Below are 25,693 nucleotides of genomic sequence, written 5' to 3' on the forward strand. Positions count from 1 at the left end.
ATTTCGGGGAGGGAATCGTGGGCACCGAAGAAGCATTCGCGTTGGTGGTCGCCGGAGATCATGTGAGGGCCGATTACGTGGCCCTGCTGCGTCGGCTCGGGCTGCCGTCCATCGCCTTCGGAAGATCAGTGGATGCCGCAGCCGCACTCAACGCGACGGCACCGGCTGTCGCCATCCTGGAGGTCGAGGACGGAGGCTGCGGGTTCCTCCGCGAGCTCCGCGACCGGTACGGACCCGACATGCCCGCGGTGCTCGTGTCGGCCGAGCGCGTGACGCCCGCCGACGTCGTCGCGGGTCTGCTGGTGGGGGCCGACGACTACGCCGCCGAGACGATGGCCGCCGAGGAGTTCCTGGCGCGCGTGCGCCGGCTGATCGAACGCACCAAGCCGGCCCGCAACGCCACCGCCGACCTGCGGCGCCTGTCGTCGCTCAGCCAGCGTGAGCGCGAGGTTCTCGCCCTCACGACAGAGGGACTGACGCAGAAGCAGGTGGCGACGGCGATGGGCATCAGCATCAAGACCGTGGGCGCGCACATGCAGAACCTGCTCGCCAAGCTCGGCGTCCACTCGCGCATGGAGGCGGTGGCCCTCGCCGCACGAGCGGCGACCGGAGGGTCGGCGTGAGTCAGCGGCGGATGCCGAACAGGAAGTAGCTGGCCGGTCCGATCCAGTTGACGAGGATCGCGGGGATCCACGCGGCCTTCGGCCCCCGCACCTCGTCGGCGCCGCGGTGCGCGAGATCCCAGAACGCGAGGAACGCGAACACCACCTGCACGATCCCCGCCAGCCCCAGTCCTGCCTGCGCCGCCGGAGTGATCTCCTTCTTCGCCATGGTCGCCCCTTCGTCCGTTGCTCCTTACATCCTGCTCCGCGGCCCCACGACACGCACGTCTGTGGATAACTTTCCGGGCCGATCGGCGTTTCTTGCGAGGATGCTCCGGTGACAGTCTCGACCGCATCCGTGGCCACGCTCGTGGCAGAGCGGGTGCGCGAGCGGCTTCGTGCCGAACGGTCCGACCCGACGCGCGACCCCGAGTTCGCCGCGCAGATCGCGCGCCATGAAGTCCGCCGTCACAACGACTACGCGCTGGCGCGGGGCCTCGCGACCGTCGACGACGAAGCCGCCTGTGTGCGCGATGTGCTCGCCGTCGTGGCCGGCTACGGCCCGCTGCAGGCCTACCTCGACGATCCCACGATCGAAGAGCTGTGGATCAACGCGCCCGACCGCATCTTCGTCGCCCGGGGCGGGCTGGCCGAGCGCACCCCGCTGACGCTGACCGATTCGGCGGTCCGCGACCTCGTCGAGCGGATGCTGCAATCCAGCGGACGCAGGGTCGACCTGAGCCAGCCCTTCGTCGACGCCTCGCTCCCGGACGGATCACGTCTTCACGTGGTGATACCCGACATCACGAGACGGCACTGGGCGGTGAACATCCGCAAGTTCCTGCCCGCGTTCCGCGACCTCGGGCGTCTCGTCGCCGTCGGCTCGCTCGCGCCCGCGGCAGCGGCGCTGCTGCGCGACGCGATGATCGACGGGCGCTCCGTCCTCGTGTCGGGCGCCACCCACGCCGGAAAGACCACGCTGCTGGGCGCACTGATCGCCGCGTGCCCACCCGAGCACCGCATCGTGACGGTGGAAGAGACGTTCGAGCTCGCAGTCGCGGCGCCTGACCTCGTGTCGCTGCAGGGACGCCAGCCCAGCCTCGAAGGCACCGGCGAGGTCACCCTGCGCCGCCTCGTCAAAGAAGCGCTGCGCATGCGGCCCGACCGGCTCGTCGTCGGCGAGGTGCGGGATGCCGAGGCGCTCGATCTGCTCCTCGCCCTCAACACCGGGGTTCCCGGTGCCGCGACGATCCACGCCAACTCGGCACGCGAGGCGCTCGGCAAGCTCGCGGCGCTGCCGCTTCTCGCGGGCCGGAACATCGACTCGGCGTTCGTGCTGCCCGCGGTCGCGACATCTGTCGACCTCGTCGCGCACTGCGAGCGCGACGCGAGCGGGCACCGGCGTGTCGTCGAGATCGTGGCGCCCGCGGGCGTCGCCGGCGGCGTGATCGCCGCACGCACGCTGTACCGGGCGGACGAGGCATGACCTTCGTCTGGGGCGCCGTGCTCGCGGCGGGACTGCTCCTCACGCTGTCGCCCTGGCTCTGGCCGGCCGGCCGCACGCCCACGGCCGCCCCGACGCACCGGGGCCGCATCGTCCGGCTTCTCGAAGACGCCGGAATGGCACGATTCTCGCCGCCGTCGCTCGTGATCGGCGCGGGAGTGTGCGCCGTCGTCTGCGCCGCGATCGCATGGCTCGTCGCGCCGGTCGCCGCGCTCGCCGTCGTGGCCGGGGCCGCCGGAGCCGTGGCGCCCTTCGCGTGGCTGCGCGCGCGGTGCTCGCGGCTGCTGCGCACGCGGCGCGGACTCTGGCCGGACGTCTGCGACCTGCTGATCGCCTCCGTGCGTGCGGGGATGTCACTCCCCGATGCCGTGTCGAGCCTGGCCGAGTCCGCGCCCGCGGAGCTTCGTCCGGCCTTCGCTGCGTTCGCACGTGACATGGCGGCCTCGGGACACTTCGATTCCAGCATCCTCCGGCTCAAGGCGAATCTCGCCGACCCGGTGGCCGACCGCATCGTCGAGACGCTCCGCATGGCGCGACAGGTGGGCGGCACCGAGCTGACCGCGGTGCTGCGAGCACTGGCCTCGTCCGTGCGGGCCGACGCCGCGCTGCGCGCTGAGGTCGAGTCGCGGCAGTCCTGGATCCGCGGCGCTGCGATCCTCGGAGTCGTCGCACCGTGGGTGATCCTCGCGCTTCTGGCGATGCGTCCGGAGGGCGCGAGCGCCTACGGCAGCCCTGCGGGCATCGCACTCATCCTGGTCGGCGCGGCGGTCTCGTTCGTCGCGTACCGCCTGATGCTCCGCCTCGGCCGCCTGCCTGAGCCACGGAGGTGGTTCGGATGATGGCGTTCACCGCCGGCGACCTCGCGTACGCCGTCGTGCTGGGGACATCGCTCGGCGTCGGCGTCTGCCTGCTCGTCTCGCTCGCACCGCGATGGGGAGCGCCGAGCCTCGCCCGCCGCATCGCCCCGTACATCCGCGACGTGACCGACGCGCGAGGTCTCGACGTGACCGCCGGACCGCCGGTCGGGGTGAGCTGGGCGACGATGCTCCGCGCGAGGTGGGCTCGGTTCGCCGGCGGCGACGCCGCCCTCGGGCAGCGGCTGCATCGCGCAGGCTGGACCATCGACCCAGCCCGCTTCCGCGTGCGGCAGCTCGCATGGGCGATCACCGGGCTGGCCGCAGGCGGCGTGATCGTGGTGGGGCTCGTGCTGGCCGGGCGGGGATCTGCCGCACTGGGACTGCTGCCACCGGTGACCGCGGTGGCCGGAGCTCTCGCCTACGACGCCTGGCTCACGCGCGCCGCGAAGGCCCGAGCAGCGCGCATCGCAGAGGAGCTTCCCACCGTGCTGGAGTTCCTGTCGCTGTGCCTGTCGGCCGGCGAGGGCATCTTGGACTCCCTTCGTCGCGTCAGCGAGGTGGGCGCCGGCGAGCTCACGACCGAGCTGCGCGGCGTCGTCGTGGCCGTCGGCACCGGTTCGCCGCTGTCCGAGTCGCTCGCTCGCCTCGCCGCCGGACTCGAGATCCCGTCGCTCACCCGATCGGTCGATCAGCTCGTGGCGGCGATCGAACGCGGCGCCCCGCTCGCCCACGTCCTGCAGGCGCAGGCTCTCGACGCGCGCGAAGACGCCAAGCGCACCCTCATCGAGCGGGCGGGCCGCAAAGAGATCTACATGCTCTTCCCGCTCGTCTTCCTCATCCTGCCGCTGAGCGTGCTGTTCGCGGTGTTCCCCGGCATCTTCATGCTGCGTCTCGGACTCGGCTGAACCCAGAAAGGTGATGATGAAAGAACGGATGCTGCGCCTCGTGGCGCGACTGCACGTGGCCGCGAACGACCTGGCCGACGATGAACGCGGCGATGTGCCCGGCTGGGTGCTCATCACGTTGATGACCGCAGGACTGACTGCAGTACGCGAGCGGGTGTATTTCACCCTCAATCCCTTGTCCCGACTGGCGGCGTAGCGTCCAGCTTCGCGAGCCCCACGCGCCTCGTAGACGCCCGTTCGCGTCGGCCGTGGGCCCGAGGCACCCCCTACCCTGGCGGTTTCGTCAGGGGCGGCGTGGCCGGCACAGCATGCCCACACGTTGCATATGCCCTACCTCGCAAGATCGGGGATAGGGCACCCAGTACCCTAAGGTTCTTTGGCTCGCGGACCTGCGACCCCCGGTGAGGCTCTCACGGTGCCGGTTTTGTTCTGCTGCCGATGCCGGACGGGCGCCGGCGCCACGCGGGGCCGCGATGCGGCGCCGACGCTCCTCGTGACCAGTCACGTGACGCGTCACATGACACGCCACGTCATTGGTCACGTGACTGGTCACGCAGGCGCACGGGGAACGTGGCGCTCGCCTACCGGGTCGCGGCGGCGAAGGCGGCCAGGTCCTGCCGGTGGGTCTCGGGGTGCTCGGCGTCGTGGTCGCTGATCACGTAGGGCGCGAGGGCTCGGGGGTCGCAGACGATCTCTTGCCACGCGTACGCGGTGCGGTCGATCGCTGCGAGCATCGCGACGGGGTCGACGGTCGCGGCATAGACGTTCCCGCCCACGCGCCCCGCGTACATCGACGCGACCAGGCGCAGCGGGGTCCAGCTCATGCCGGCCGCCTCGCCCCGGCGTGCGGCGCCCCGGTAGAGCGTCATGCTCTGGCGGGGGCGGGCGGCTTCGTCCAGGCGTCCGGACACCGCGAACGCGGGGAGCGAGCTCCACAACGCGATCCACCGGTCGACGGTGCGCTCACGCAGCGGGTAGTCGGTGCGCTTCCACAGCGAGGACAGCGCGAGGCAGGCCTCGGCGGGGTCGAGATCTCCGTCGCCGATGAGGCGTTCGACCGTGGCGAGCCGGTCGTCGGGAGCGACGTTCGACACGATCTCCGGCCAGGTGCGATAGCGGGTTTCGGACATGGAATCAGGGGTACCTTTCGGGGGTATGGACACACCAGTGACACAGCAGAGTGGGGCAACGACTCCCCGCAAGTCCTACGCGCACGCGATGCAGAAGATCGCGGACGCCTACGCCATGCGCATACGGGGAGCGACCTGGGACGAGATCGCGCGGGCCGTGGGCTACGCGAACCCTCAGAACGCCATGCGCGCGGTTCGGCGCTACGTCGGGACGCTGCCCCGGCCGGAGATGGGGGAGCTTCGGTCGATGTGGCGGGACCGGCTCGAGTACCTCTGGCCGCTGGCGACTCGTGACGTCGAGGCGGGCAAGCCCGGCGCGGTGCGCGCGGCCGTCGCGGTGGCGCAGCGTGCCGCGCAGCTCGACGGACTGGACGCGCCGACGAGGTTCGAGGTCACCCCGACGGAAGAGCAGTACGAGGCTTTGGTGACGGAGGTACTGCGCGCTCGCGGGGTCGAGGAACTCACGGAGTACGACATTCTCGCGATCGAGGCCGACGTCGTCGACGCCGACGTGGTCGACGAGTGAGGGCGAGCGGAGCCACGTTTCAACACCTCCGCCCGCCCGGTCTCTCACCAGCCCGCGGCCTGCGCTGCCTCGGCCTCGGCGCGGGATGCCTCGGCCCGCTCGGCCTCCTCCTCGCGGTGCCACGCCTCCGCCTGCTCGCGCATCGCGGCGGGCGCGACCTCGGGGCGCGCCGTCCAGATCTCGCGCTGCAGATCGCGGATGCCGACGCTGAACGTCCACGGCTCGTCGAGCCCCTCAGGGTCGGCGGCCGCGGATGCCGCGAACGGACGCACACCTTCGGGAGCGCGCAGCCCGAAGGGGACCGCGTAGCCAGTGGCGAGCTCCACCACGACGCGACGGAGGTCGTCGCCGTCGTCGGGACCGCCGCGACGGTTCCAGACCTCGGCGCAGGTGTCGCAGATGTGCACGGTCGCGTCACTGCCGGGCCAGCGCAGGCTCGACGGACCGACCCACCACACCAGCGCCGCACGGGCGCCACACAGCCCGCAGGCGCCGCTCTTGTGGCGCTTGGGCAGGGTGTCGCCCACGACGTCGTCGAGAGTCGCGCGGATGCTCTTGCGGTCCTCGGGCGTCAGGTGTCCCCACGGTCGTCCCGACCAGCGGCCGGACACCTCAGCGGTGGGGAACATGCCGGTGACGACGCCGGTCACCGGGTTCGTCCGGCGCATGAGTCCGACGACGGCGAGCGCGTCGGAGATCGCGACGGGGAACCCCACTGCCGTCGACACCGCACGCGCCTCGAGCTCACCCGCGGCGTCGGCGGCGGTGCAGTCGTCGCAGGTACGGCGCCAGAAGTCGACGAGGGGTCCGAGCTTCTCGATCTCGGCCAGTTGAGGGGCGTGCTTCATGGCGTCGGGGCGCCGGTTCGGATCGTCGCCGCGCGTGCCCGTGCCGGCCGGCACGTTGGTGCCGCACACGCGGCAGATCGCGGCGGGCAGTTTCCGCTTGCGCTTCTCGGCGGCGGCCTCACGCTCGGCGCGTACGCGCTCGATGTAGGCGCGTGCGGCGGCCAGGCGCGAGGTCTTGTCAGTGGTCGTCGTGGTGGTCATGGTCTGGTCCCTTCATCGGTGGTCGTGTCGTTGGTCAGGCATCGCGAGCAGACCGCCGCGAAGCACAGCAGCCCGCCGGGCACCTCGTCAGCGGCGAGCGCGAACGCCGCGAACAGGCTGCCCGGATCGGCCTGCGCCCCTGTGAGCGCCCCGCAGCGGCCGCAATGGCTCGTGATGAGGTCGATGCGGTTCTCGGCCGCGCACGAGGCGCACAGCGCCCGTCGCGCCCCTGCAATGGCGTAGAGCACCTGCCCTTGGGCGTGCTCGCAGCCCTCATGCGGCGTGCGGGCCCACGCGAGCATCCACGAACGCGCCGGCTCGGGCATGTCGGCGAACAGGTCATCCGTCGGCACGAGATCCAGATCTCCCGCCGCCGCCCACACCGCATCCGCGGCGTTCACGTCGTCACCTGCAGTTCGGTCGCGGGCGCGTACGCGACCATGCCGCCACACTCGATGCGCGTCAGGTCTCCCGCCGCGACCATGAACTCGCACGACTCGACTACCTCGTCCTCGGTCATCCCGGCAGACACCGCGAGCGCGGCCGCGGTCCAGGCGGACAGCACGACCGCGGGGCCGGTCATGACGCCACCAGCCCGGCCTCGTAGGCGTCCAGCGCGCGCTTCACAGCGACGTCGACGCGGGCGAGACCAGAGTCGCCGCCTCCGAGCCCGGCGTCGAGCAGCGCTCGCCGGAGACGGGCGTGCAGCACACGGCGAGCCTCAGGCCAGCTTGCCGACGCGAGCCGGTCGAAGATCCCCGACTCGGCGTCCTTCGCGATCGCGGCTTCGACGCGGGCGACGATCGCGTCGTCGATGTGGGAGCGGTGCGCCGCGATGCGGGCGGCACGGTCGTTGGTGTTCATCGGGCGATCTCCTCGGCTTCGATGCGGTAGGCCGCAGCCTTCGCCTCTAGGTGCTCGGCCTGCGCGATCAGCGACGCGCGCTTGGCTTCCTCCGGTGTGTCGAAGGTGCCGATGTAGTGCGAGGTGCCGTTGCGGGGCGCGATCGCTTCCCATCGGTCGCCGCCATGCGAGCGCCTCACGTTGCGATACGGCCGCTTGGTCGTGGTCATGTTCTCGTCCTTTCGATGTGCGTTCGGGGCCCACCTCGCACGCGCTACCCCGTCTCTAGAGACGGGGTTTTGCGTGCGTGCATGGCTGTCCGGTCGGTCGTGCATGGTGCGTACGTGGTCGCGTACAGCGGAATTCCGCGGTTCTGGCCGACTGCGTGCGTCAGCGTGCGTGCTCGCGTGCGTCGGAATATTCGGGGTACGGCGTGCGTGCTCGCGTGCGTGCTTTTCTGTACCCCGGTCGAAGGTGTTCATCACAGCCCTTCCAGCGGTTCGGCGAGGCGGTAGGCGATGCGGTCGACACCGCCGCCGGTCGCGGTGATCGGCATGCGCTCGACGACGCCGGCCGTGGAGAGCTTCTCCAACTCGCGGCGGGTGCGGGCCACCTCGGCGTTGGAGACGGAGTCGCGCCCATGGACCAACTGCGAGATGACCTTGGCCAGCAGGGCGCCCTGCCCGCGCAGCACGTCCACGACGCTCGGCACGGTGTCGGCGAACATGGTGCCGGCCTCCCGGTCGACCGTCACGCGCATGGGCCCGACGTCGCCTCGGGCGGTCTTCACTCCGCGGATCTCGACGGAGGTGTCGCCTGGCTCACCGATGATCGCGATGACGGATCCTGCGCCCGAGGTGATCCAGGTGGATCCGTACACATCGTCCAGCGAGAGCCCCTTCCGCCCGTCGGCCGTGGCCTTGCGCGCGTGGTGGAGCTCCAACAGCTCGACCCCCTCGGCGATCGCGTGCTGCCGGGCGAGGTTGTACTGGCGGCCACCCTCGTCCTCGGCCAGCCGGGCGGCGGCATCCTTGAGCGAGTCCACGACGATCGTGTCGGCGTCGGCCGCCCGGGCGAGATCCAGCAGCAGCGTCGGATGCGATCCGAGGTCAGCGGGCAGGGGTCCGCGCCAGACTGTAAGTCGCTCGTCGAGCACCGCCCGATCCTCGGCACTGAACTGCCTACGAAGGGCTCGGGCAATCTGCTGGGGACGGTCCATCGCGAGGTACAGCACACGCCGGTGACCGGCGTGCATCGGCATCCCGAGCACCGCGGACTCGAGCCCGAGTCGGCCTCGCAGCAGCAGCCCCGCCAACGTGGTCTTGCCGGTGCCGGGCGGACTGTAGATCATGCACGACTCGCCCTCGGCCCATGCCACGCGCTCGTCGTCACCCCAGATCGCTGCAGCGTGGTCCGGAACGTCCAGGACATAGCCGCCGCCGGTCACCATGCGCGTGGCCGCCGCGGTCAGGTCGAAGGATCGTGCCGCCTGCTCGTCGGCGCGGGCCCGCGCTTCGCGCTCGATCGAGATCTGTTCGGCGCGCTCACCGACCTTCTCGTCGTGGGTCATCGTGCCGAGGCCGATGATCGCGTCGGCGCTCACAGTGCATCCCCGATCGTGCGGCGGGCATACGCCTCGTCCAGTTGGGGAGCGAAGCGCAGCAGGGCGTCGATGACGTCGTCGCGGTTCCAGCCGGCACGGATCGCCGCCGTACCCGCCTTCCGCGCGGCCCACGCGAGCAGCTCGCCCTGCTTGCGCAGTGGCGCCTTCGCGACGGTCTCGCCGGCGCGCACGAGGGCGCGGGCGGTCTCTCTTGACCCTTCATCCACGGTCGGCAACGATGCGCTATCCACGACCAGCTCGGGCATCCCGGCGAGCACCTCGTCGATCTGGTCGAAGGTCGGCTCGACCCATCGCGCCATGTCGGCGGCCAGGGCGCGCGTGTAGCTCACGAGGTTGGCGTCGAGTGCCCCGCCGACGCGCTCGACCCTTGCTCGCCATGCGAGCACGCTGGCCAGTCGATACTCGACGACGGTCTGCCCGCGGAGGTGTGCGGCATCCCGCTCGCGGCGCTGCCGGGCGCAGAGCGACCGGACGTCCACGCATCCGTCGTGGTCCAGATCGGGGAACAGCTCGGCCTCGCGGGCGTGCAGGGCTTCGTCCTCGCGGTCGCGCTCGGCATCCGCGGCCGCCGCGAGAGCGATGTCGCGGGCTAGACTCACGACGTTGATGGAGGGCCCCGGCGTTCGCGTCGGGGTCTCTTCGTTGGCGGGCATGGTCACACCGCCGCTCGGCGCAGGGTCGCGGTCAGGCGCTCGACCTGCTCGTCACGAAGCGGCGGGGCGCCGGCGAGCGCGCGATCGACAGCTTCTTCGATCCGCAGGGCTGCAAGGTCCTGGCGTGCCGCAATGGTGCGGGGATCGTTGGCGCCGTAGTGGCGCTTGGTGGCGCCGGTGCGGGCGGCGGCGCGATTGAGGGCGGTCATGGTGCGTCCTGTCAGCCCGTGAGGGCGATAGGACTCCTGCGCGCGTTCTTTGGTATCCCCTACCTGATCCCGTTGCCGGGGGTGGCCGTCTACGCCTGCCTGGGTATCAGTGCCCAGGACACTCGGGGGTGCCCGTGGGGATCGGGATGATCCCCTTCTCTTGGAGCCGGTGTGTGGTTGTGCTCTGAACCTAGCCTCTAGTCGGGCAAAGTGCAACAAGAAAGGCCAGGTTAGGGCGCATATTGCCCTAACGCTGACCTTCTCCGATGTGGCGCAGGATGCCCTACGCGAGCGCCTCGTCGTCGTGCTCGATCCACTCGACGCCGATGCGGCGCAGGTCGGGAATCGGCTTGCCGTCGGCATCCAGGGGGCGCCGTCCGGGGCGAGTCTTGGCGATCGTCACGCGCAGGTTGAGATCCTCGATCACGCGGCGCTTGTCCAGCACGGAGAGCGACTCCCAGCGCTTGGGGATCGATCGTGCTGCAGCGAGGTCGGTCAGCGGGGATGCCTGCCGGAGCGCCTTCAAGCGGGCCCGCTTCGCATCGAGCTTGGCCGTGAGATCTTCCAGCTTGCGCCGGGCGGTGCGCCGGTCCATGAGGCCGTCCCCGAGCATGTCGGTGACGTTGCGCCGGCCGCGCTCGAGCTTGTCGATCTCCTTCTGCAGCGGCTTCGTGTCGGGCGTCTCCTTGAGCGCGGCCACGATCTTCGGATCGGCGAGGCGGGCGAGCACCAGCTTCTCGACGAAGGGCTCGACGTCGGCCGCGGGGATCGACGTGCACCAGTTGCTCGTGCACGCGTAGACCTGACGCCCGCGGTCGGGGCGGGCGAGCATTCGGCCGCCGCACACACCGCAGCGGACCATCCCGCTCATGAGGTGCTTCGTCGACCTCGACCATGAGCCCGCCTGCCCGCGCCCCTCGCGCTGCTCCACCGAGTCATCCCACGTGCGCCGGTCGATGATGGGCTTCCAGTCGGGCTTGGCGTCGTCGTAGGTCACGCCGTTGCTCGTGACGATGCCCGCGTAACGACCGTTACGCAGTATCTGGCGGACGCGCTCCATCGACCACGGCGCCCCTGTCATCGTGGGCACACCGCGCTCGTTCAGGTCGCTGGCGAGCGCGTACAGCGAGTCACCGGCCACGTACCGGCGGAAGATCTCGCGCACGATCTCGGCCTCGGGCTCGACGATCGCGATGCGGCGCGATGCGCCTTGCCCGACGCGCTCGTAACCGAGCGGGCGGATGCTGAACTGCCAGTGCCCGCGCTCGGCGCGCTGGACGTTCGCCGCGCGCTGACGCTCGGCCTTGTGCTCGGTCTCGACCTGAGACCAGGCCGCGACCGTGCGCGCCACGCCCCGACCTGTCGGCGTCGACAGGTCGAGCGATCCCGACGTGACCATGTGCACGGGGATCTCCAACGCGATGACCTTCTCGAGGTCGCTCGTCAGGCGCAGCAGGCGGTCTTGGTGCCACGCGATGATGACCTCGGGGCGGTCGCGAAGCATGGCTTCGAACGCGGGGCGAACGCGCCCGTTGGTCGCGCTCGTGTCGTTGTCGGTGTAGATCTTCGCGACGTGCAGCCCCATGCGGCGCGCGAGCTCGCGGCAGTCCTTCTCCTGCCGCTCGACCCCGAGCTGCTCGCCCGTGCGGTCCTGCGAGATGCGCAGGTAGATGACGCACTCGTCGGGCCCGAGGTCGTCGAGCGCGCTCGTTGACCTTCGCGTGGTCCTCTTCGTTGACACTGGCGGCCGTCCTCTCGTGTGCCGGTCCCCGCGAGTGCCGCGCGAGGGGCGCGGGCGAGCGGGCTCGGTCACGAGAATACACCTACGGGCGTACAGCCGCGCTGGTCGTGGTGATCTGGGCCCTCGCGGGGCCGGCTCTCGCCGATCTGTTCGACCAGGCACTCAAGCGCGTCTCCGGCGCCGGGCTGTAAGCGACGTGCGCGTCGTCCTGGTCCGTCTCGTGGCGGGCGTGCGTGCCCGATTGCGGGACGAGCTGCGAGACGACACCGGAGCGAGCCCCGTCGAGTTCGTGCTCGTCGGCACGCTGCTCACCGTCCTCACCCTTGCGGTGCTCCAGTTCGGCCTGGCTGTCTACGTGCGCAACGTGGTCCACGACGCCGCGGTCGAGGGCGCGTATGAGGCGGCGCTCGCCGACACGACGCTCGACGACGGCGCTCGCCGCACCCGCGACATCCTGACGCGCACCGTCGGCGCCGAGTACGCGACCGACGTCCGCGTGCGCGAGACGGACTCGCTCGGCCACGACGCCATCGAGGTGCGGGTCACCACGACCCTTCCGCTCATCGGGTTGCTGGGTGCCCCGCAGGCCCTGGAGGTGACGGCCCATGCGCCGGTCGAATCCTTCGACTGACCCCGGCGCGAGCCGCCCGCGCGGGGTGCGACGCGCGGACCACACCGTCGACGTCGACGACCCCGCCGGCGAACGCGGATCGGCGGCGCTCGAGTTCATCCTGCTCGGGTTGCTGCTGCTGGTGCCGATCGTCTATCTGATCGTCGCGCTGGGTGTCATCCAGGGCCAGAGCCTCGGCGCCGAAGCCGCCGCCCGCCATATCGCACGGGCCGTGTCCACCGCCGCCGACGACGCGGATGCGCGGTATCGTGCGACAGCGGTGCTCGCCGCGGTGTCGGACGAGTACGACCTCGACGACGTCGACCTCTCGATCGGATGCACGCCAGCGGGCGCGAGCTGTCCGCGCGCCGGCGCCACCATCCGCATCACCGTCCGCACGACCGTCGCGCTGCCGCTGGTTCCGCCCGTCCTCGGCCTGGACGAGCTGGCGTCCATCCCCGTCGAGTCGACCGCGGTCCAGAAGGTGTCGCGATTCTGGAGCGAGCGATGACGGCACAGCTGCTCTCACGGCTGCGGCGCCGGCGCGCACGAGCGTCCGACGACGACGGCAGCGTCCTGTTGCTCACGCTGGGCTACGGCATCCTCGCTCTGGCGGTGGTGCTCGTGTGCACGGCGGTGACGAGTCTGTATCTCGCGCAGAAGAACCTCGATGCTGTCGCCGCCGCCTCCGCCCTCGCGGCCGCAGACGGCTTCGAGCTCACCGTGACCAGCGACGGAGCCGTCGCCACCCTGTCCGATGCCGACGTCGAGCGCGAGGCCCAGGCGATGCTGAATGAGATCGGGGGCGACGCGCGCCTCGTCTCCGCGACGGCTCCCGACGGCTCGTCGGCGCGTGTCACCGTCGTCGGCGCCTGGCATCCTCCGGTGGTCACGGTGTTCGTGCCCGAGGGCGTGCGGCTCGAGGCGACAGCGACCAGTCGCACCGCGCTCCGCTGATCCGGCCTCGCGGTATTCGACGCCGCGACGGGCGCCCGGCGCAATCGGCCGAACCCACCTCCGATACGGGGGCCAGCCCCACAGCCGATCGTCAGGCGCCTCAGTAGACTGAGACGCACTCGCGGGAGTGGTGAAATCGGCAGACACGCAGGATTTAGGTTCCTGTGCCTTCGGGCGTGTGGGTTCAAGTCCCACCTTCCGCACGCGAGCTCTCGCATCCTCCGCCGACTACGACGGGATAAACCGTGCACGCTGTTCCCACCGCCCTGATTCCCTGGCTGGATCCCGCTGCGATCATCGACTGGGCTGGCCCCTGGGCGCTCGCGGTCGTGTGCTTCATCGTCTTCGCCGAGACGGGCCTTCTCATCGGCTTCCTTCTCCCCGGCGACACGCTGCTCGTGATCGCTGGTCTGCTGTCGCACGCCACTCCGCAGGCGCCGCACGGCATCTTCGGCCTCAGCGTGTGGTGGGTGGCGCTGCTCATCGGTCTCGCGGCGTTCATCGGCGGCGAAGTCGGGTACTACATCGGCCACAAGGGCGGTCCCGCTGTCTTCGAGCGCAAGGAATCGGGGCTCTTCAGCGTCAAGAACGTCGAGCGCACCAACGCGTTCTTCGAGCGCTTCGGCGGCATCACCGTCATCCTCGCGCGCTTCGTGCCGATCGTCCGCACCTTCGCCCCGGTGGCTGCCGGCATCGGCCACATGAACAAGTGGATGTACACGCTCTACAACTTCATCGGCGCCGTGCTGTGGGGCTTCGGGCTCACGATGTTCGGCTATCTCATCGGGTTCATCCCGCCGGTGGCCACGTTCGTCGAGAACTACATCGACCTCATCCTGCTGGCCGCTGTCGGCGGCACCGCGATCATCACGCTGTGGCATTACCTCCGCGAGCGCGGCAAGGCCCGCAAAGAGGCTGCCGCCGGTGCGGACGTCGTGACGGACCACGCCGAGGCCGAGGCGCTCGTCCTCGACCCCGAGGTGTTCGAGCGCGGACCCGAGCGCGGCGAGACCCCCAAGGCCTGAGTCGCGGCCTCAGGACGCCTTCTTCTTGGCGGTCTTCTTCGCGGCCGGCTTCTTGGTGGATGTCTCGCCCTTGCTCTTGGCAGGCGTAGAGACCTTCTTTTCGGACCCCGCCCCGCCCTCGCGGGCCGCGCGCGACTTCTCGACGCTCGCCCGCAGCGCGGCCATCAGGTCGATGACCTCACCGCCCGCTTCTTCTTCCTGCTCGCCGAAGGTCTCCGCCGTGTCGACGGCGTCGCCCTTCTCGAGCTTCGCCTCGATCAGCGTGCGCAGCTCGGCCTGATACTCGTCGGTGAACTCGTCCGGATCGAAGTCGCTCGAGAAGCTCTCGACGAGGGATGCTGACAGCTCGAGCTCTTTCGCCGAGATCCGCACCGACTCGTCCAGGGCCGGGAACGCCGCCTCTCGGACCTCGTCTGCCCACAGCAGCGTCTGCAGCACCAGCACGTCCCCGCGGACGCGGAGTGCCGCCAGCCGCGTCTTCTGCCGCAGTGAGAACCGCACGATGGCAGTGCGGTCGGTCTGCTCGAGGGTCTTGCGCAGCAGCACGTAGGCCTTCGGAGAACTGGAGTCCGGCTCCAGGTAGTAGGCACGATCCAGAGTCAGCAGGTCGATCTGCTCGCTCGGCACGAACTCGACGACGTCGATCTCGCGGCTGCGCTCGGCCGGAAGGGAGTCCAGGTCGTCCTTCGTCAGGACGACCGTCTTCTCGCCGTCGTCAAAGGCCTTGTCGATGTCGGAATAGGGCACCACCTCGCCGTCGATCTCGCAGATCCGCTGGTAGCGGATGCGGCCGCCGTCCTTGTTGTGCACCTGATGCAGCGAGACGTCGTGGTCCTCGGTCGCGGCGTACACCTTGACCGGGACGTTCACCAGCCCGAACGTCAGGGCGCCCTTCCAGATCGCTCTCACCCCACCAGTGAACACCAGGGCGCCGACAGCGGGCCACCCCCTTGCGCCGCACGTCGCCGATACTCTGACCACATGGCGGGCGACGAGCAGCTGGTGCGCATCGACGGCCGTCGCCTGCGCCTGACGAACCTCGGCAAGGTGCTGTATCCCGAGACGGGGACGACGAAGGGCGAGGTGATCGACTACTACACCCGCATCGCCCCGCTGCTCATCCCGCATGTCGTCGGCCGGCCGGTCACCCGAAAGCGCTGGCCAGACGGCGTCGGCACCGAGGACGACCCGGGCATGGTCTTCTTCGCGAAGGACCTGGAGCGCGGTGCGCCGTCGTGGGTCAGGCGGATGCCGATCCCCCACTCGACCGGGACGAAGGAGTATCCGCTCGTCGGGGATGTGCCGACGCTGGTCTACCTCGCACAGGTCGCGAGCCTCGAGCTGCACGTGCCGCAATGGCGGTTCGCCCCCGACGGCGGGCGCGGGCCGGCGGACCGGCTCGTGCTGGATCTGGACCCCGGTCCCGGCGTGGGCCTCGCCGAGTGCGCCGCCGTCGCGGGCTGGGCCCGGACGATCCTGCTCGGCATGGGCCTGGAGCCCTACCCGGTGACGAGCGGCAGCAAGGGGATCCACCTGTACACCGCCCTGCCGCCCGGCCAGTCCACCGAGCAGGCCTCCGCGCTGGCGAACGAGCTCGCCCGCGCGATCGAGGCCGATCATCCGGATCTCGTCGTCAGCAGCATGAAGAAGACCGAGCGTCACGGCAAGGTGCTGATCGACTGGAGTCAGAACAACGGCTCGAAGACCACGATCGCGCCCTACTCGCTGCGCGGCAGGCTGCATCCCACCGTCGCGGCGCCCCGCACGTGGGAAGAGCTCGATGACCCTGACCTGAGACATCTCGACTTCACAGAGGTGCTGGAGCGCCTCGACGACCTCGGCGACCCGATGGCGCCGCTGGGCTTCCACGCGGGCGGGCGGGAGGCCGAGTCCGGACCGCTCTCGGCCTACATCGCCAAGCGCAGTGCGGACCACACTCCGGAGCCCGTGCCCGCCAACCCGCTCGGCGCGACACCGAGCGACGAGAAGCCCCGCTTCGTCATCCAGGAGCACCATGCAACTCGCTTGCACTGGGACTTCCGCCTCGAACACGGCGGCGTGCTGGTGAGCTGGGCGGTGCCCCGCGGCGTGCCGCACTCGTACCGCCGCAACAACCTGGCGGTGATGACCGAAGACCACCCAATGGAGTACGCGACTTTCGAGGGCACGATCCCGGCCGGCGAGTACGGCGGCGGCACCGTCACGATCTGGGACGAAGGCCGGTACGAGCTGGAGAAGTGGCGCGACGACGAGATCATCGCCACCCTTGAGGGACGTCCGGGCGGCCCGCTGGGTCGCGTGCGTCTCGCCCTCATCCGCACCGAGGGCGAGGGCGAGAAGTCGAGCTGGCTGTTGCACCGCATGAAGACCGACGCCGACGGACGCCTGCAGCCCGACGGCGTCGTCGCCGAGCCCAGCGCCCAGGCTGACGAGCCTCGGCGCGGGCGTCCGGTCGCCGCGGCCCGGGATGACCGCGCTGAAAGACCGCAGGTGAGTTCCGGTTCACACGAGGCCCCCGAGCCCCGGACTGAGACCCGTGTGAACCGGAAGTTCAATGCGGTTTCTGAGGGGGCATCGTCAGGAGCGCCGCCCGCTGGCCTCCGGCCGATGCTCGCGACGTCGGCGACGTCGGCGACGGCGAAGCAGGCCGCACAGCGCTGGGGCGATCCGGCGTGGGTGGAGATGAAGTGGGACGGCATCCGGGCAGTGGGCGCCTGGGATGGCGAGCGACTGCGCCTGTACGCCCGCAGCGGCAATGAGATCACGCACCGCTACCCGGAGCTGACCGACGTCGACGCCCGGCTGGCACCGCAGCCGTGCGTCGTTGACGGCGAACTCGTGGCGCTCGAGCCGGACGGCCGGCCGAGCTTCCCCCTGCTGCAGACCCGGATGAACCTCGAACGCGCGGGCGACATCGCGCGCGAGGCGCGCCGGACGCCGGTGCGCTACTACCTGTTCGACATCCTGTCCCACGACGGCGACGACCTGGCCGATCTGCCGCTGAGCGAGCGAAGAGACGTGCTCGAAGCGGTGGCGGCGGCATCCATCGATTCCCTCGTCGTGCCGCCCGTGTTCGACGACGTCGATGCCGCGCTCGAGACGAGCGCGCGGCTCCGGCTGGAAGGTGTGGTGGTGAAGGACCCCACCTCGCCATACCTCCGGGGGCGACGGTCCGAGGCCTGGCTGAAGGTCAAGCACACCAGCACGCAGGAGGTCGTCATCGCCGGCATCCGCCCGGGCAAGGGTGCGCGATCCGGCACGTTCGGCTCACTGCTGCTCGGGATCCCCGGCGCGGACGGACTGCAGTACGCCGGCCGCGTCGGCAGCGGCTTCAGCGAGTCGATGCTCAGCACGCTGATGCGGCGACTCACTCCGCTCCGCAGCGACGAGAACCCGCTCGTGGGGGTGCCGCCCGCCGACGCGCGCGACGCCCTGTGGGTCCGTCCGGAGCTCGTCGGCGAGGTCGAGTACGGCGAGTTCACCCCCGGCGGCATCCTGCGCCACCCCCGGTGGCGCGGACTGCGCCCCGACAAGTCCCCCGCCGAGGTGCGACGGGAGGACTGACGCACTCACGCGTGCGCGTCGTGCTCGACGTGTCCCGCGGGCTCGAGCTGGAAGGTCGAGTGCTCGACGTCGAAGTGCTCCGACAGGCACGTCTGCAGTCCGCTCAGGATGCCGGCGGCCCGTCCGTCGGCGAGCGCGGCCTCGTCCACGACGACGTGGGCGGTGAACACCGGTGCCCCGCGTGTCAGCTGCCACACGTGCACGTCATGGACGTCGACCACGCCCTCCGTGGCCAGGATGTGGTCGCGGATGTCCTGCACGTGGGTGCCCTTCGGCGCCGATTCGGCGAGCACCGAGACGACCTCGCGCAGCAGGCTGAACGCCCGGGGGACGATCATGGCCGCGATCAGCAGCGACGCGATGGCGTCGGCCTGATCCCAGCCGGTCGTGACCACAGCGATCGCCGCGACGATCACCGCCGCCGAGCCGATCAGGTCGCCCATCACCTCGATGTACGCGCCGCGCACGTTGATGCTGTGCCGCTGCGCCGAGCTCAGCAGCCACATCGCGACGGCATTCGCGACGAGACCCACGATCGCGACGGCGAGCATGAGGCCGCCCTTGACCTCGGCCTGGCCCGGGTTCAGCAGACGCGCCACGCCCTCGAACGCGACCCACGCCGACAGCAGGATCAGGATGATGCCGTTGATCAGCGCCCCGAACACCTCGGCGCGCTGATAGCCGAAGGTGCGACGGTCGTTCGCGGGACGCGCAGCCACCGTGCTCGCGATGAGCGCCACCACGAGCGCGGCGGCGTCGGTGAACATGTGCGCGGCGTCCGCGAGCAGCGCGAGCGAGCCCGAGAACGCCGCTCCGACCACCTGAACCACCATGACGGTGGAGGTGATCGCGAGCGAGATCGCGAGAAGGCGGCGGTTGCCGGAGCCTCGGATCCCGGTGGGCGCGTGATCGTGCATGCGCCCAGGCTAAGCCCGGTCCGCGGTCACGCAGGGCCGATTCGGCTAGTCGGGAATGATCGTGATTCTCACTCGCAGCGCGATGCCGCGCCGCGCCCGCGGGTCGTCGCTCACAGCGTCGCGAGGAGCGGCCCGAGCGCGACGAACGCCCGCGAGCGATGGGATGCCGCGTTCTTCTCGTCGGCCGTCCACTCGCCCACGCTGCGCTCGGCGCCGGGCTCCTGCCCGTCCGGTACGAAGATCGGGTCGTACCCGAAGCCGCCGTCGCCGGACGGGGCGGTCGCGATGCGTCCCGGCCACACGCCCTCCACGACGTGCTCGACCGGCTGCCTGCCGTCGACGGCGGGCACGACGAGCGCGATCGTCGACACGAACTGCGCCGTGCGGTGCGGATCCGAGATGTCGGAGATCTGGTCGAGCAGCAGATTCAGGTTCGCGGCGGCATCCTTCGCGTGGCCGGCCCAATAGGCCGAGAACACGCCCGGGGAGCCGCCGAGCACGTCCACGCACACGCCGGAGTCGTCGGCGAGCGCCGGCAGCCCCGTGTGCACCGCGGCCGCGCGGGCCTTGATGAGGGCGTTCTCGGCGAACGTCACGCCGTCCTCGACGGGTTCGGGGCCGTCGTAGCCGACCACCTCGATGTCGGGCCGGGTGGCCGCGACGATCGCCTGGAACTCCTCGACCTTGTGCGGGTTGTGCGTCGCGAGGACGATCTGGCGCGGCATCCGTCACTCCCCCGAAGGTGCGAGGACGCCGGCCTGGATGTCGCGCAGCGACGCGCAGCCGTCGACACCGAGCTGCAGGAGCGCGTCGAGCTCCCGCTTGTCGAACGGCGCGCCCTCGGCGGTGCCCTGCACCTCGACGAACAGCCCGCGGCCGGTGACCACGACGTTCATGTCGGTCTCGGCGCGGACGTCCTCGACGTAGGCGAGGTCGAGCATGGGCTCGCCGTCGATGATGCCGACCGACACCGCGGACACCGAGTCGAACAGCACCTGCGTCTTCTGGCCGATGAACTTCTTGCCGCGGCCCCACTCGATGGCGTCGGCGAGCGCGACATACGCCCCGGTGATGGCGGCGGTCCGGGTGCCGCCGTCGGCCTGCAGGACGTCGCAGTCGATGACGATCGTGTTCTCGCCGAGCGCCTTCGTGTCGACGACGGCGCGCAGCGCCCGGCCGATCAGACGCGAGATCTCGTGCGTGCGGCCGCCGATCTTTCCCTTGACGCTCTCGCGGTCGTTGCGGCTGTTGGTCGCACGCGGCAGCATGGCGTACTCGGCGGTCACCCACCCCTTGCCCTTGCCGACGAGCCAGCGCGGGACGCCGTTGGTGAACGACGCCGTGCACAGCACCTTGGTGCCGCCGAACGACACCAGCGCCGATCCCTCGGCCTGCGAGCTCCACCCCCGCTCGATCGTCACGGTGCGCAGTTCGTCGACGCGTCGGCCGTCGGCACGGGTGATGTCGGTCATGTCTCTCCTCTGGAGGATGGATGCCTCAGCCGAGGCGGGTCGGAAGATCGATGGCGCCCGTCTGCACGAGCCGCACGGCGGTCACCTCGCGGCCCATCAGCCGGTGGGCCAGGCGCAGGAACTCGTCGGCCGAGGCGCCGGTGGCCTCGTAGACATGCCGGGGTGCGGCATCCGGACCGGCGAGCAGATCGCGCGAGACCAGCTGACGGTAGACGTCCTTCGCGGTCTCGGTGTCGCTCGACACGAGCGACACGTCGGGCCCCATCACGTAGCTGATCGCGCCTTCGAGGAACGGGTAGTGGGTGCAGCCGAGCACGAGCGTGTCGACGCCGGCGTGCCGCAGCGGCGAGAGGTACTCCTCGGCGACCGCGAGCACCTCCGGAGAGTCGGTGATGCCCGCCTCGACGAACTCCACGAACCGCGGGCACGCCTGCGCGAAGACGGTGAGTCGTTCGTTGACGCCCAGCATGTCCTGGTAGGCGCCCGATCCGATCGTGCCGGCGGTGCCGATGACGCCCACGCGGCCGTTGCGGGTCGTCGACATCGCGGTGCGCACGGCGGGCTTGATCACCTCGACCACCGGCACGTCGTAGCGTTCGCGCGCGTCGCGCAGCATCGCCGCCGACGCCGTGTTGCAGGCGATGACGAGCATCTTGACGCCCTGGTCGACGAGGTCGTCCAGCACCTCGAGCGAGTAGCGGCGGACGTCGGCGATCGGCTTGGGCCCGTACGGCGAGCGCGCGGTGTCGCCGATGTACAGGATCGACTCGCGGGGCAGCAGGGCCGACACGGCCCTCGCGACGGTGAGCCCGCCGACTCCGGAGTCGAAGATTCCGATCGGCGCGTCGTTCACGATGCCCCAGCCTACGCCAGGCGCTCACTAGGCTGACGCGCATGGGTGAATCGACCGCTCTGCTCACGGACCGCTACGAGCTCACGATGCTCGACGCCGCGCTCCGGGACGGCACCGCCCACCGCCGCTGCGTCTTCGAGCTGTTCGGGCGTCGGCTGCCCGGCGCCCGCCGGTTCGGCGTCGTCGCCGGCACCGGTCGATTGCTCTCGCTGCTGCGCGACTTCCGCTTCGGCGACGACGAGCTGCGCTTCCTCCGCGACGAGCGGGTGGTGGATGCCGCCACCCTCGCGTTCCTCGCGGACTACCGTTTCACCGGCTCGGTCTCGGGGTACCGCGAGGGTGAGCTGTACTTCCCGGGGTCCCCACTGCTCACGATCGAGGGGACCTTCGCCGAAGCGGTCGTGCTCGAGACGCTCGCACTCAGCGTCCTGAACCACGACTCGGCCGTCGCGACGGCGGCGGCGCGCATGAGCCTCGCCGCCGGGGACCGGCCGCTCGCCGAGATGGGCTCGCGGCGCGCGGGCGAATCTTCCGCGGTCGCCGCGGCGCGCGCGGCCTACATCGCCGGCTTCGGCGCCACCTCGAACCTCGAAGCGGGCCGGCGGTGGGGCATCCCGACCATGGGGACGGCCGCGCACTCCTGGACGCTGCTGCACGACACCGAGGAGGACGCCTTCCGGGCGCAGATCGCTGCGCTCGGGACCGGCACCACTCTGCTGGTCGACACGTACGACATCCGCACCGGCGTGGAGACGGCGATCCGCGTCGCCGGCACAGCGCTCGGCGGGGTCCGCATCGACTCCGGCGACCTTCCCACCGTCGCCGCGCAGGTGCGCGAGCAGCTCGACGAGCTCGGCGCGACCGGCACGCGCATCACCGTGACCAGCGACCTCGACGAATACGCGATCGCCGCGCTGGCGGCATCCCCCGTCGACGCGTACGGCGTCGGAACCTCGGTGGTCACCGGATCCGGCACGCCGACGGCGGGCATGGTCTACAAGCTCGTCGCACGGCAGGACTCGGGCGGCGGCTGGGTCGGCGTCGCCAAGGCGTCGACGGACAAAGGGTCCAAGGGCGGGCGCAAGTCCGCGTTCCGCACGCTCGACGCCGGTACCGCGACGAGCGAGCTCATCGTCGTCTCAGACGGCTTCGAAGAGCTGGAGGCGGCGTCCTCGCACCCCGACGCGCGGCCCCTTCAGGTCCCCCTCGTCATCGATGGAGAAGTGGATGCCGCCCACGAGGGCCCCGACGGCGTGAAGGCCGCGCGCGCACACCACGAACGCGCGCGCGAGGAGCTGCCGGTGCGGGCTCTCGCCCTGAGCCGCTCGGACCCGGCGATCCCGACGGTCTACGTCGACGCGACCCCCGCTGGTTGAGCGAGGGACGACCGCGTCGAGACGCGGTCAGCCCTGCAGCGACTCGTAGATCTCTTTGCAGGTCGGGCAGACCGGGAACTTCTCGGGGTCGCGGCCGGGCGTCCACTTCTTGCCGCAGAGCGCACGCACCGGCTTGCCGGTGATCGCGGACTCGAGGATCTTGTCCTTCTTGACGTAGTGAGAGAAGCGCTCATGATCGCCCGGCTCGATCTGCTCTTCTTTGAGGAGCTCTTCGAGCTCGCGATCGAGGGTCGCGATACCGCCCTGGTCTGGGCTGTCAACGGGCGTGCTCATGGTGAGCCAGTGTAGTCGCGGCTGAGCGGACCTGGGCGGTCGCGAGAGCCTCACGTGGACTCGGCGAACTCCATCAGCCGGCTGCCGCGCCGCTCGAACGCGATGGACCCGATCACGACGCCGACGACGAGCACGCCGAGCCCGATGGCCAGTCCGCCCCAGAGCGCGGTCGCGGCCGCTTCGGCGTCGCCCCGCAGCGCGAGCCACCCGCACCAGACCACCGGCGCGGAGAGCACGAGGGCGCCGAGCATGACGACGCCCTGGGCCACGGCGCCGCCGGCGCTTGTGCGCTGCGGCTGCTGGAACGGGCTCTCGCCCGGCCGCGACACCGCGTACGGCGCGACGACCGACGAGATGCTCGACAGCCCGAGTCCCGACAGGAACAGCGCGGCGCAGACGCCGGTGAGCGCAGGCAGAATCGCCCAGCGGCCATGGATCGACGTCGCGACCGGAACGGCGACCGCCAGCAGCGGCACGCCGACCAGCAGCACCGGCACGAGCCGGCCGATCCGGTCCGACACACCGCGCACGCCCCCGGAGATGTGCATCCAGATCGCCGTCGAGTCGTACGCGACGTCATCGTGCGGAAGCCAGCCGAGGAACAGCGCCGCGAACGGCACCGGCACGAGCGCCACGATCTCGGGCGGCACACCGGCGATCAGCAGCGGCACGACGGTGATCGCCGCGGCGACCGGGATCACCAGGGCGTTGACGACGTACCGGCGGTCGCCGAACCAGTAGACGAGGCTGCGGGCGGCGATCGCTCCGCCGGGCGTCCCGGGCGCCACGCCGAACCAGCCGAGGCCCGCCCGCTCACGGCCGGTCCCCGGTCGCTCCGTCGTGGTCAGCAGGCGGTGCACCGCCCAGATCCAGAGCAGGCCGAGCGCGAACAGCGTGGCGACGGCGACGACCGCCGCCAGCCACGCGTGCGACCCGTCCGCCGCCTCGCCGGGAAGCGTCCAGGCGGCGCCCAACGGCGTGAGGCCGAGCGCATCGACCGCCTCCAGCAGCTGCGGCGGCACCGCACCGCGCCACTCCAGAGAGGCCAGGAAGACGCCGACCGGCACCACGACGACGAGGACCACGAGCACGAACACGCCCGACAGCTCCCGTGATCGCCTCTCGCGGAGGTACAGCGACGCCACCGCTGCGCACACCCGCGCGAACAGCGAGCAGGTCAGCACGCCGAGCAGGACGCTCACGACGCCCACGACGACCGGCACGCCATGGTCGGCCCATACGATGGCCGCACACACGGCCACGGCGAGAAGCGCCAGGATCGGCACGCTGATGAGCCCCGCCACCACGAGCACCGCCGCGAGTCTCCCTCGCGGCAGCCCGAACAGCGCGAACCGCCGCGGGTCCAGCGGGTCCTCCAGCGCACCGATCAGCGGCGCGAGCGCGAACCCCAGGGTGACGGCAGAACCGCCGAGCACCGTGACCGTCCGCACCTCGTCGATCGCGGCATCCCGCATCGTCAGCATCGCCCAGCAGGCCGCTGCCGTCGCCACCACCAGCACGACCAGCCCGATCACGCGGCGCACGACGTGCCCGGTGTCGCCGCGCAGCGCGCCGAGCAGCAGCGCGATCCTCAGCCGGAGAACGTGTGCAGCCACTCCAGGCCCTCCACGTCGCTGAGACCGCCCGCGAGCTCGACGAAGCGCTGCTCGAGCGTGAGCTCGCCGCGGACCTCGTCGACGGTGCCCTCGGCGAGCACCTGGCCCGCCACGATGACGGCCACGCGCGTGCAGACGCGCTCGACGAGCTCCATGCCGTGGCTGGAGAGGATGACGGTGCCGCCGTGGGCGACGTACGCCGACAGGATGTCGAGGATGATCGCGCTCGACACCGGGTCGACCGCCTCGAACGGCTCGTCGAGCACGAGCACACGCGGTGAATGGATGAGCGCGCCGGCGAGCATCACCTTCTTGAGCATGCCCGCCGAGTAGTCCGACACGCTGCGTCCGAGCGCGTCGACGAGATCGAACGCGCGGGCGAGGTCGGCCGTGCGGCTCTCGACCACCGCGGGCGGCAGGCCGCGCAGCACGCCGTAGTAATAGAGCAGCTGCCGCCCCGTCAGCCGGTCGAAGGTGCGCAACCGGTCAGGCAGCACCCCCATCAGCTTCTTGACCGCGAGCGGATGGGTCGCGGCATCCACGCCGGCGACCTGGATCGTGCCTCGATCCGGTTCGAGCAGCCCGGCGATCATCGAGAGGGTCGTGGTCTTGCCGGCACCGTTGGGACCGACGAGGCCGTAGAAGGTGCCGGCGGGCACCGTCAGATCGATCCCGTCGACCGCGTGGGTGCTGCCGAACCGCTTGGTCACGCCACGCAGGACGAGAGCCTCCCCCGCGGCCGCGCCGAGCGTCGGCACGGCGACGGACCCGTGAGCGGATGCCGCACCCTCGGCGGTGGTGTCAGACTCCGGTTCTGCGACCGGAGGTTCGGGCGCGCTCGGCGCCGCGACGGGAGGAACGGGGTCGGCAACGGGCACGGGAGCCGGAGCAGGAGCGGACGTGTGGTCGGCGGCCGGCGCGGGCTGCGGAAGCGGCGGCTTGGGCGGCACGACGATGGCGGCGGCCACCGACGCGGCGATCTCGAGATCGCTCGGCAGCGGCGGGGGCGGGCCGGGATCGACCGGCGCCGCGGGTGTCGCGCGCTTCTTGCGGGGTGCCGCTTTGCCGCTCGACTGCCGCGGCGCACGAGCCGGGCGACGCGGCTTCTCGGACGGCTTCGGAACGGAGTCCGAGATCCGTACGACGCGCGCACTCGAGTGACGGTCCGGCTCTTCCGGATCGATGTCGTTCGGCACCGGGAGGGAGGCTGTCACCGCACCAACGTATCAAGCGGGCCTGATCGCGGGGCAGATCGTGTCGCCGAGTCTCAGCATTCGCGTTATGTCACGAAACGGCAACGGGAGCCGATCATTCTGCACCTTTTCAGTTGCCTTCGATACCCTGGTCCAGGCACGAAGGGGTGTCG

Annotated in this window: 31 protein-coding genes and 1 tRNA gene; 13 read left to right on the forward strand and 19 right to left on the reverse strand. The window is 70.8% G+C overall.

What is annotated here, in order from left to right; genetic code table 11:
* Window positions 1–62 precede the first annotated feature (62 nt).
* The gene (locus IF188_RS20525) at window positions 63–623 is read left to right on the forward strand and encodes a LuxR C-terminal-related transcriptional regulator (protein WP_191171289.1); all 561 of its coding nucleotides are present in this window, start codon (window positions 63–65) and stop codon (window positions 621–623) included.
* A gap of 1 nt (window position 624) precedes the next feature.
* On the opposite strand, the gene IF188_RS08220 is transcribed toward IF188_RS20525, so the two are convergent.
* Window positions 625–831: a PLDc N-terminal domain-containing protein gene (locus tag IF188_RS08220; protein ID WP_191171290.1), complete on the reverse strand. Its 207-nt coding sequence runs from the start codon at window positions 829–831 to the stop codon at window positions 625–627.
* A gap of 108 nt (window positions 832–939) precedes the next feature.
* On the opposite strand from IF188_RS08220, the gene IF188_RS08225 reads away from it, so the two are divergent.
* Genes IF188_RS08225 through IF188_RS08240 form a run of 4 tightly spaced genes read left to right on the forward strand, consistent with a single transcriptional unit; the run spans window position 940 to window position 4,064 of the window.
* The gene (locus tag IF188_RS08225) at window positions 940–2,088 is read left to right on the forward strand and encodes a CpaF family protein (RefSeq protein ID WP_191171291.1); all 1,149 of its coding nucleotides are present in this window, start codon (window positions 940–942) and stop codon (window positions 2,086–2,088) included.
* Entirely contained in the window at window positions 2,085–2,945 is an 861-nt protein-coding gene (locus IF188_RS08230) for a type II secretion system F family protein (protein ID WP_191171292.1), read from the forward strand. The genes IF188_RS08225 and IF188_RS08230 overlap by 4 nt, the downstream gene beginning before the upstream one ends.
* Window positions 2,942–3,868: a type II secretion system F family protein gene (locus IF188_RS08235; RefSeq protein ID WP_191171293.1), complete on the forward strand. Its 927-nt coding sequence runs from the start codon at window positions 2,942–2,944 to the stop codon at window positions 3,866–3,868. The genes IF188_RS08230 and IF188_RS08235 overlap by 4 nt, the downstream gene beginning before the upstream one ends.
* A gap of 28 nt (window positions 3,869–3,896) precedes the next feature.
* Window positions 3,897–4,064: a hypothetical protein gene (locus IF188_RS08240; RefSeq protein WP_191171294.1), complete on the forward strand. Its 168-nt coding sequence runs from the start codon at window positions 3,897–3,899 to the stop codon at window positions 4,062–4,064.
* Window positions 4,065–4,449: 385 nt separating this feature from the next.
* Here the strand turns inward: IF188_RS08240 and IF188_RS08245 are convergent, their stop codons facing one another.
* The gene (locus IF188_RS08245) at window positions 4,450–4,998 is read right to left on the reverse strand and encodes a hypothetical protein (protein WP_191171295.1); all 549 of its coding nucleotides are present in this window, start codon (window positions 4,996–4,998) and stop codon (window positions 4,450–4,452) included.
* Between the two features lie 88 nt (window positions 4,999–5,086).
* Between IF188_RS08245 and IF188_RS08250 the strand changes: the two genes are divergently transcribed.
* Window positions 5,087–5,524 (forward strand): hypothetical protein, encoded by a 438-nt coding sequence (locus tag IF188_RS08250; protein ID WP_191171296.1) that lies wholly within the window; start codon window positions 5,087–5,089, stop codon window positions 5,522–5,524.
* A 44-nt stretch (window positions 5,525–5,568) separates the two neighbouring features.
* Here IF188_RS08250 and IF188_RS08255 read toward each other — a convergent pair whose 3' ends face one another.
* The 9 genes from IF188_RS08255 to IF188_RS08295 all read right to left on the reverse strand — a co-directional run bounded on the left by IF188_RS08255 (window position 5,569) and on the right by IF188_RS08295 (window position 11,643).
* Window positions 5,569–6,573, reverse strand: a complete 1,005-nt coding sequence (locus IF188_RS08255) for a hypothetical protein (protein ID WP_191171297.1) — start codon at window positions 6,571–6,573, stop codon at window positions 5,569–5,571.
* Window positions 6,570–6,974: a hypothetical protein gene (locus IF188_RS08260; RefSeq protein ID WP_191171298.1), complete on the reverse strand. Its 405-nt coding sequence runs from the start codon at window positions 6,972–6,974 to the stop codon at window positions 6,570–6,572. Before IF188_RS08260 ends, IF188_RS08255 begins: the two co-directional genes overlap by 4 nt.
* A complete protein-coding gene (locus tag IF188_RS08265; RefSeq protein WP_191171299.1) occupies window positions 6,971–7,156 on the reverse strand; it encodes a hypothetical protein in 186 nt (61 codons plus the stop codon). The genes IF188_RS08260 and IF188_RS08265 overlap by 4 nt, the downstream gene beginning before the upstream one ends.
* Window positions 7,153–7,437, reverse strand: a complete 285-nt coding sequence (locus tag IF188_RS08270; protein WP_191171300.1) for a hypothetical protein — start codon at window positions 7,435–7,437, stop codon at window positions 7,153–7,155. The genes IF188_RS08265 and IF188_RS08270 overlap by 4 nt, the downstream gene beginning before the upstream one ends.
* Window positions 7,434–7,646: an AP2/ERF family transcription factor gene (locus tag IF188_RS08275; protein WP_191171301.1), complete on the reverse strand. Its 213-nt coding sequence runs from the start codon at window positions 7,644–7,646 to the stop codon at window positions 7,434–7,436. Before IF188_RS08275 ends, IF188_RS08270 begins: the two co-directional genes overlap by 4 nt.
* Before the next feature lie 251 nt (window positions 7,647–7,897).
* Entirely contained in the window at window positions 7,898–9,019 is a 1,122-nt protein-coding gene (locus tag IF188_RS08280; RefSeq protein WP_191171302.1) for an AAA family ATPase, read from the reverse strand.
* Window positions 9,016–9,693 (reverse strand): hypothetical protein, encoded by a 678-nt coding sequence (locus tag IF188_RS08285; RefSeq protein WP_191171303.1) that lies wholly within the window; start codon window positions 9,691–9,693, stop codon window positions 9,016–9,018. Before IF188_RS08285 ends, IF188_RS08280 begins: the two co-directional genes overlap by 4 nt.
* A gap of 2 nt (window positions 9,694–9,695) precedes the next feature.
* The gene (locus IF188_RS08290) at window positions 9,696–9,902 is read right to left on the reverse strand and encodes a hypothetical protein (RefSeq protein WP_191171304.1); all 207 of its coding nucleotides are present in this window, start codon (window positions 9,900–9,902) and stop codon (window positions 9,696–9,698) included.
* Window positions 9,903–10,185: 283 nt separating this feature from the next.
* Window positions 10,186–11,643, reverse strand: coding sequence for a recombinase family protein (locus IF188_RS08295; protein ID WP_191171305.1), 1,458 nt, complete (start codon window positions 11,641–11,643; stop codon window positions 10,186–10,188).
* A gap of 196 nt (window positions 11,644–11,839) precedes the next feature.
* On the opposite strand from IF188_RS08295, the gene IF188_RS08300 reads away from it, so the two are divergent.
* The 5 genes from IF188_RS08300 to IF188_RS08320 all read left to right on the forward strand — a co-directional run bounded on the left by IF188_RS08300 (window position 11,840) and on the right by IF188_RS08320 (window position 14,235).
* Entirely contained in the window at window positions 11,840–12,274 is a 435-nt protein-coding gene (locus IF188_RS08300) for a TadE/TadG family type IV pilus assembly protein (RefSeq protein WP_191171306.1), read from the forward strand.
* A 25-nt stretch (window positions 12,275–12,299) separates the two neighbouring features.
* Window positions 12,300–12,764: a TadE family protein gene (locus tag IF188_RS08305; protein WP_191171307.1), complete on the forward strand. Its 465-nt coding sequence runs from the start codon at window positions 12,300–12,302 to the stop codon at window positions 12,762–12,764.
* Window positions 12,761–13,210, forward strand: a complete 450-nt coding sequence (locus tag IF188_RS08310) for a hypothetical protein (RefSeq protein WP_191171308.1) — start codon at window positions 12,761–12,763, stop codon at window positions 13,208–13,210. Before IF188_RS08305 ends, IF188_RS08310 begins: the two co-directional genes overlap by 4 nt.
* 121 nt (window positions 13,211–13,331) lie before the next feature.
* Window positions 13,332–13,413, forward strand: a tRNA-Leu gene (locus tag IF188_RS08315).
* A gap of 42 nt (window positions 13,414–13,455) precedes the next feature.
* On the forward strand, window positions 13,456–14,235 hold the full coding sequence (locus tag IF188_RS08320; protein ID WP_191171309.1) for a DedA family protein: 780 nt from the start codon (window positions 13,456–13,458) through the stop codon (window positions 14,233–14,235).
* Window positions 14,236–14,244: 9 nt separating this feature from the next.
* Here IF188_RS08320 and ku read toward each other — a convergent pair whose 3' ends face one another.
* The gene (ku, locus tag IF188_RS08325; RefSeq protein WP_191171310.1) at window positions 14,245–15,144 is read right to left on the reverse strand and encodes a non-homologous end joining protein Ku; all 900 of its coding nucleotides are present in this window, start codon (window positions 15,142–15,144) and stop codon (window positions 14,245–14,247) included.
* A 72-nt stretch (window positions 15,145–15,216) separates the two neighbouring features.
* Here ku and IF188_RS08330 point away from each other — a divergent pair, with 72 nt between their 5' ends.
* Window positions 15,217–17,799: an ATP-dependent DNA ligase gene (locus tag IF188_RS08330; RefSeq protein WP_191171311.1), complete on the forward strand. Its 2,583-nt coding sequence runs from the start codon at window positions 15,217–15,219 to the stop codon at window positions 17,797–17,799.
* 5 nt (window positions 17,800–17,804) lie between these two features.
* Here the strand turns inward: IF188_RS08330 and IF188_RS08335 are convergent, their stop codons facing one another.
* From IF188_RS08335 to murI, 4 genes are all read right to left on the reverse strand, one after another.
* Window positions 17,805–18,716 carry a cation diffusion facilitator family transporter gene (locus IF188_RS08335; protein ID WP_191171312.1) on the reverse strand — a complete coding sequence of 304 codons (912 nt, stop codon included), beginning with the start codon at window positions 18,714–18,716 and terminating at the stop codon, window positions 17,805–17,807.
* Between the two features lie 110 nt (window positions 18,717–18,826).
* Window positions 18,827–19,441: an RdgB/HAM1 family non-canonical purine NTP pyrophosphatase gene (gene rdgB, locus IF188_RS08340; protein ID WP_191171313.1), complete on the reverse strand. Its 615-nt coding sequence runs from the start codon at window positions 19,439–19,441 to the stop codon at window positions 18,827–18,829.
* Between the two features lie 3 nt (window positions 19,442–19,444).
* The gene (rph, locus tag IF188_RS08345) at window positions 19,445–20,188 is read right to left on the reverse strand and encodes a ribonuclease PH (protein ID WP_191171314.1); all 744 of its coding nucleotides are present in this window, start codon (window positions 20,186–20,188) and stop codon (window positions 19,445–19,447) included.
* 25 nt (window positions 20,189–20,213) lie between these two features.
* The gene (murI, locus tag IF188_RS08350) at window positions 20,214–21,041 is read right to left on the reverse strand and encodes a glutamate racemase (protein ID WP_191171315.1); all 828 of its coding nucleotides are present in this window, start codon (window positions 21,039–21,041) and stop codon (window positions 20,214–20,216) included.
* Between the two features lie 41 nt (window positions 21,042–21,082).
* On the opposite strand from murI, the gene IF188_RS08355 reads away from it, so the two are divergent.
* Window positions 21,083–22,417 carry a nicotinate phosphoribosyltransferase gene (locus tag IF188_RS08355; protein ID WP_191171316.1) on the forward strand — a complete coding sequence of 445 codons (1,335 nt, stop codon included), beginning with the start codon at window positions 21,083–21,085 and terminating at the stop codon, window positions 22,415–22,417.
* Between the two features lie 27 nt (window positions 22,418–22,444).
* On the opposite strand, the gene IF188_RS08360 is transcribed toward IF188_RS08355, so the two are convergent.
* From IF188_RS08360 to IF188_RS08370, 3 genes are read right to left on the reverse strand one after another with little or no spacing between them, the layout of a single operon-like run.
* The gene (locus IF188_RS08360) at window positions 22,445–22,711 is read right to left on the reverse strand and encodes a DUF3039 domain-containing protein (protein WP_191171317.1); all 267 of its coding nucleotides are present in this window, start codon (window positions 22,709–22,711) and stop codon (window positions 22,445–22,447) included.
* 50 nt (window positions 22,712–22,761) lie between these two features.
* The gene (locus IF188_RS08365; RefSeq protein WP_191171318.1) at window positions 22,762–24,327 is read right to left on the reverse strand and encodes a hypothetical protein; all 1,566 of its coding nucleotides are present in this window, start codon (window positions 24,325–24,327) and stop codon (window positions 22,762–22,764) included.
* Window positions 24,303–25,541, reverse strand: a complete 1,239-nt coding sequence (locus tag IF188_RS08370; RefSeq protein WP_318152837.1) for an ABC transporter ATP-binding protein — start codon at window positions 25,539–25,541, stop codon at window positions 24,303–24,305. The genes IF188_RS08365 and IF188_RS08370 overlap by 25 nt, the downstream gene beginning before the upstream one ends.
* Window positions 25,542–25,693: the final 152 nt, after the last annotated feature.

Origin of the sequence: Microbacterium helvum (assembly GCF_014779795.1) — a bacterium.
Classification (GTDB): Bacteria; Actinomycetota; Actinomycetes; order Actinomycetales; family Microbacteriaceae; genus Microbacterium; species Microbacterium helvum.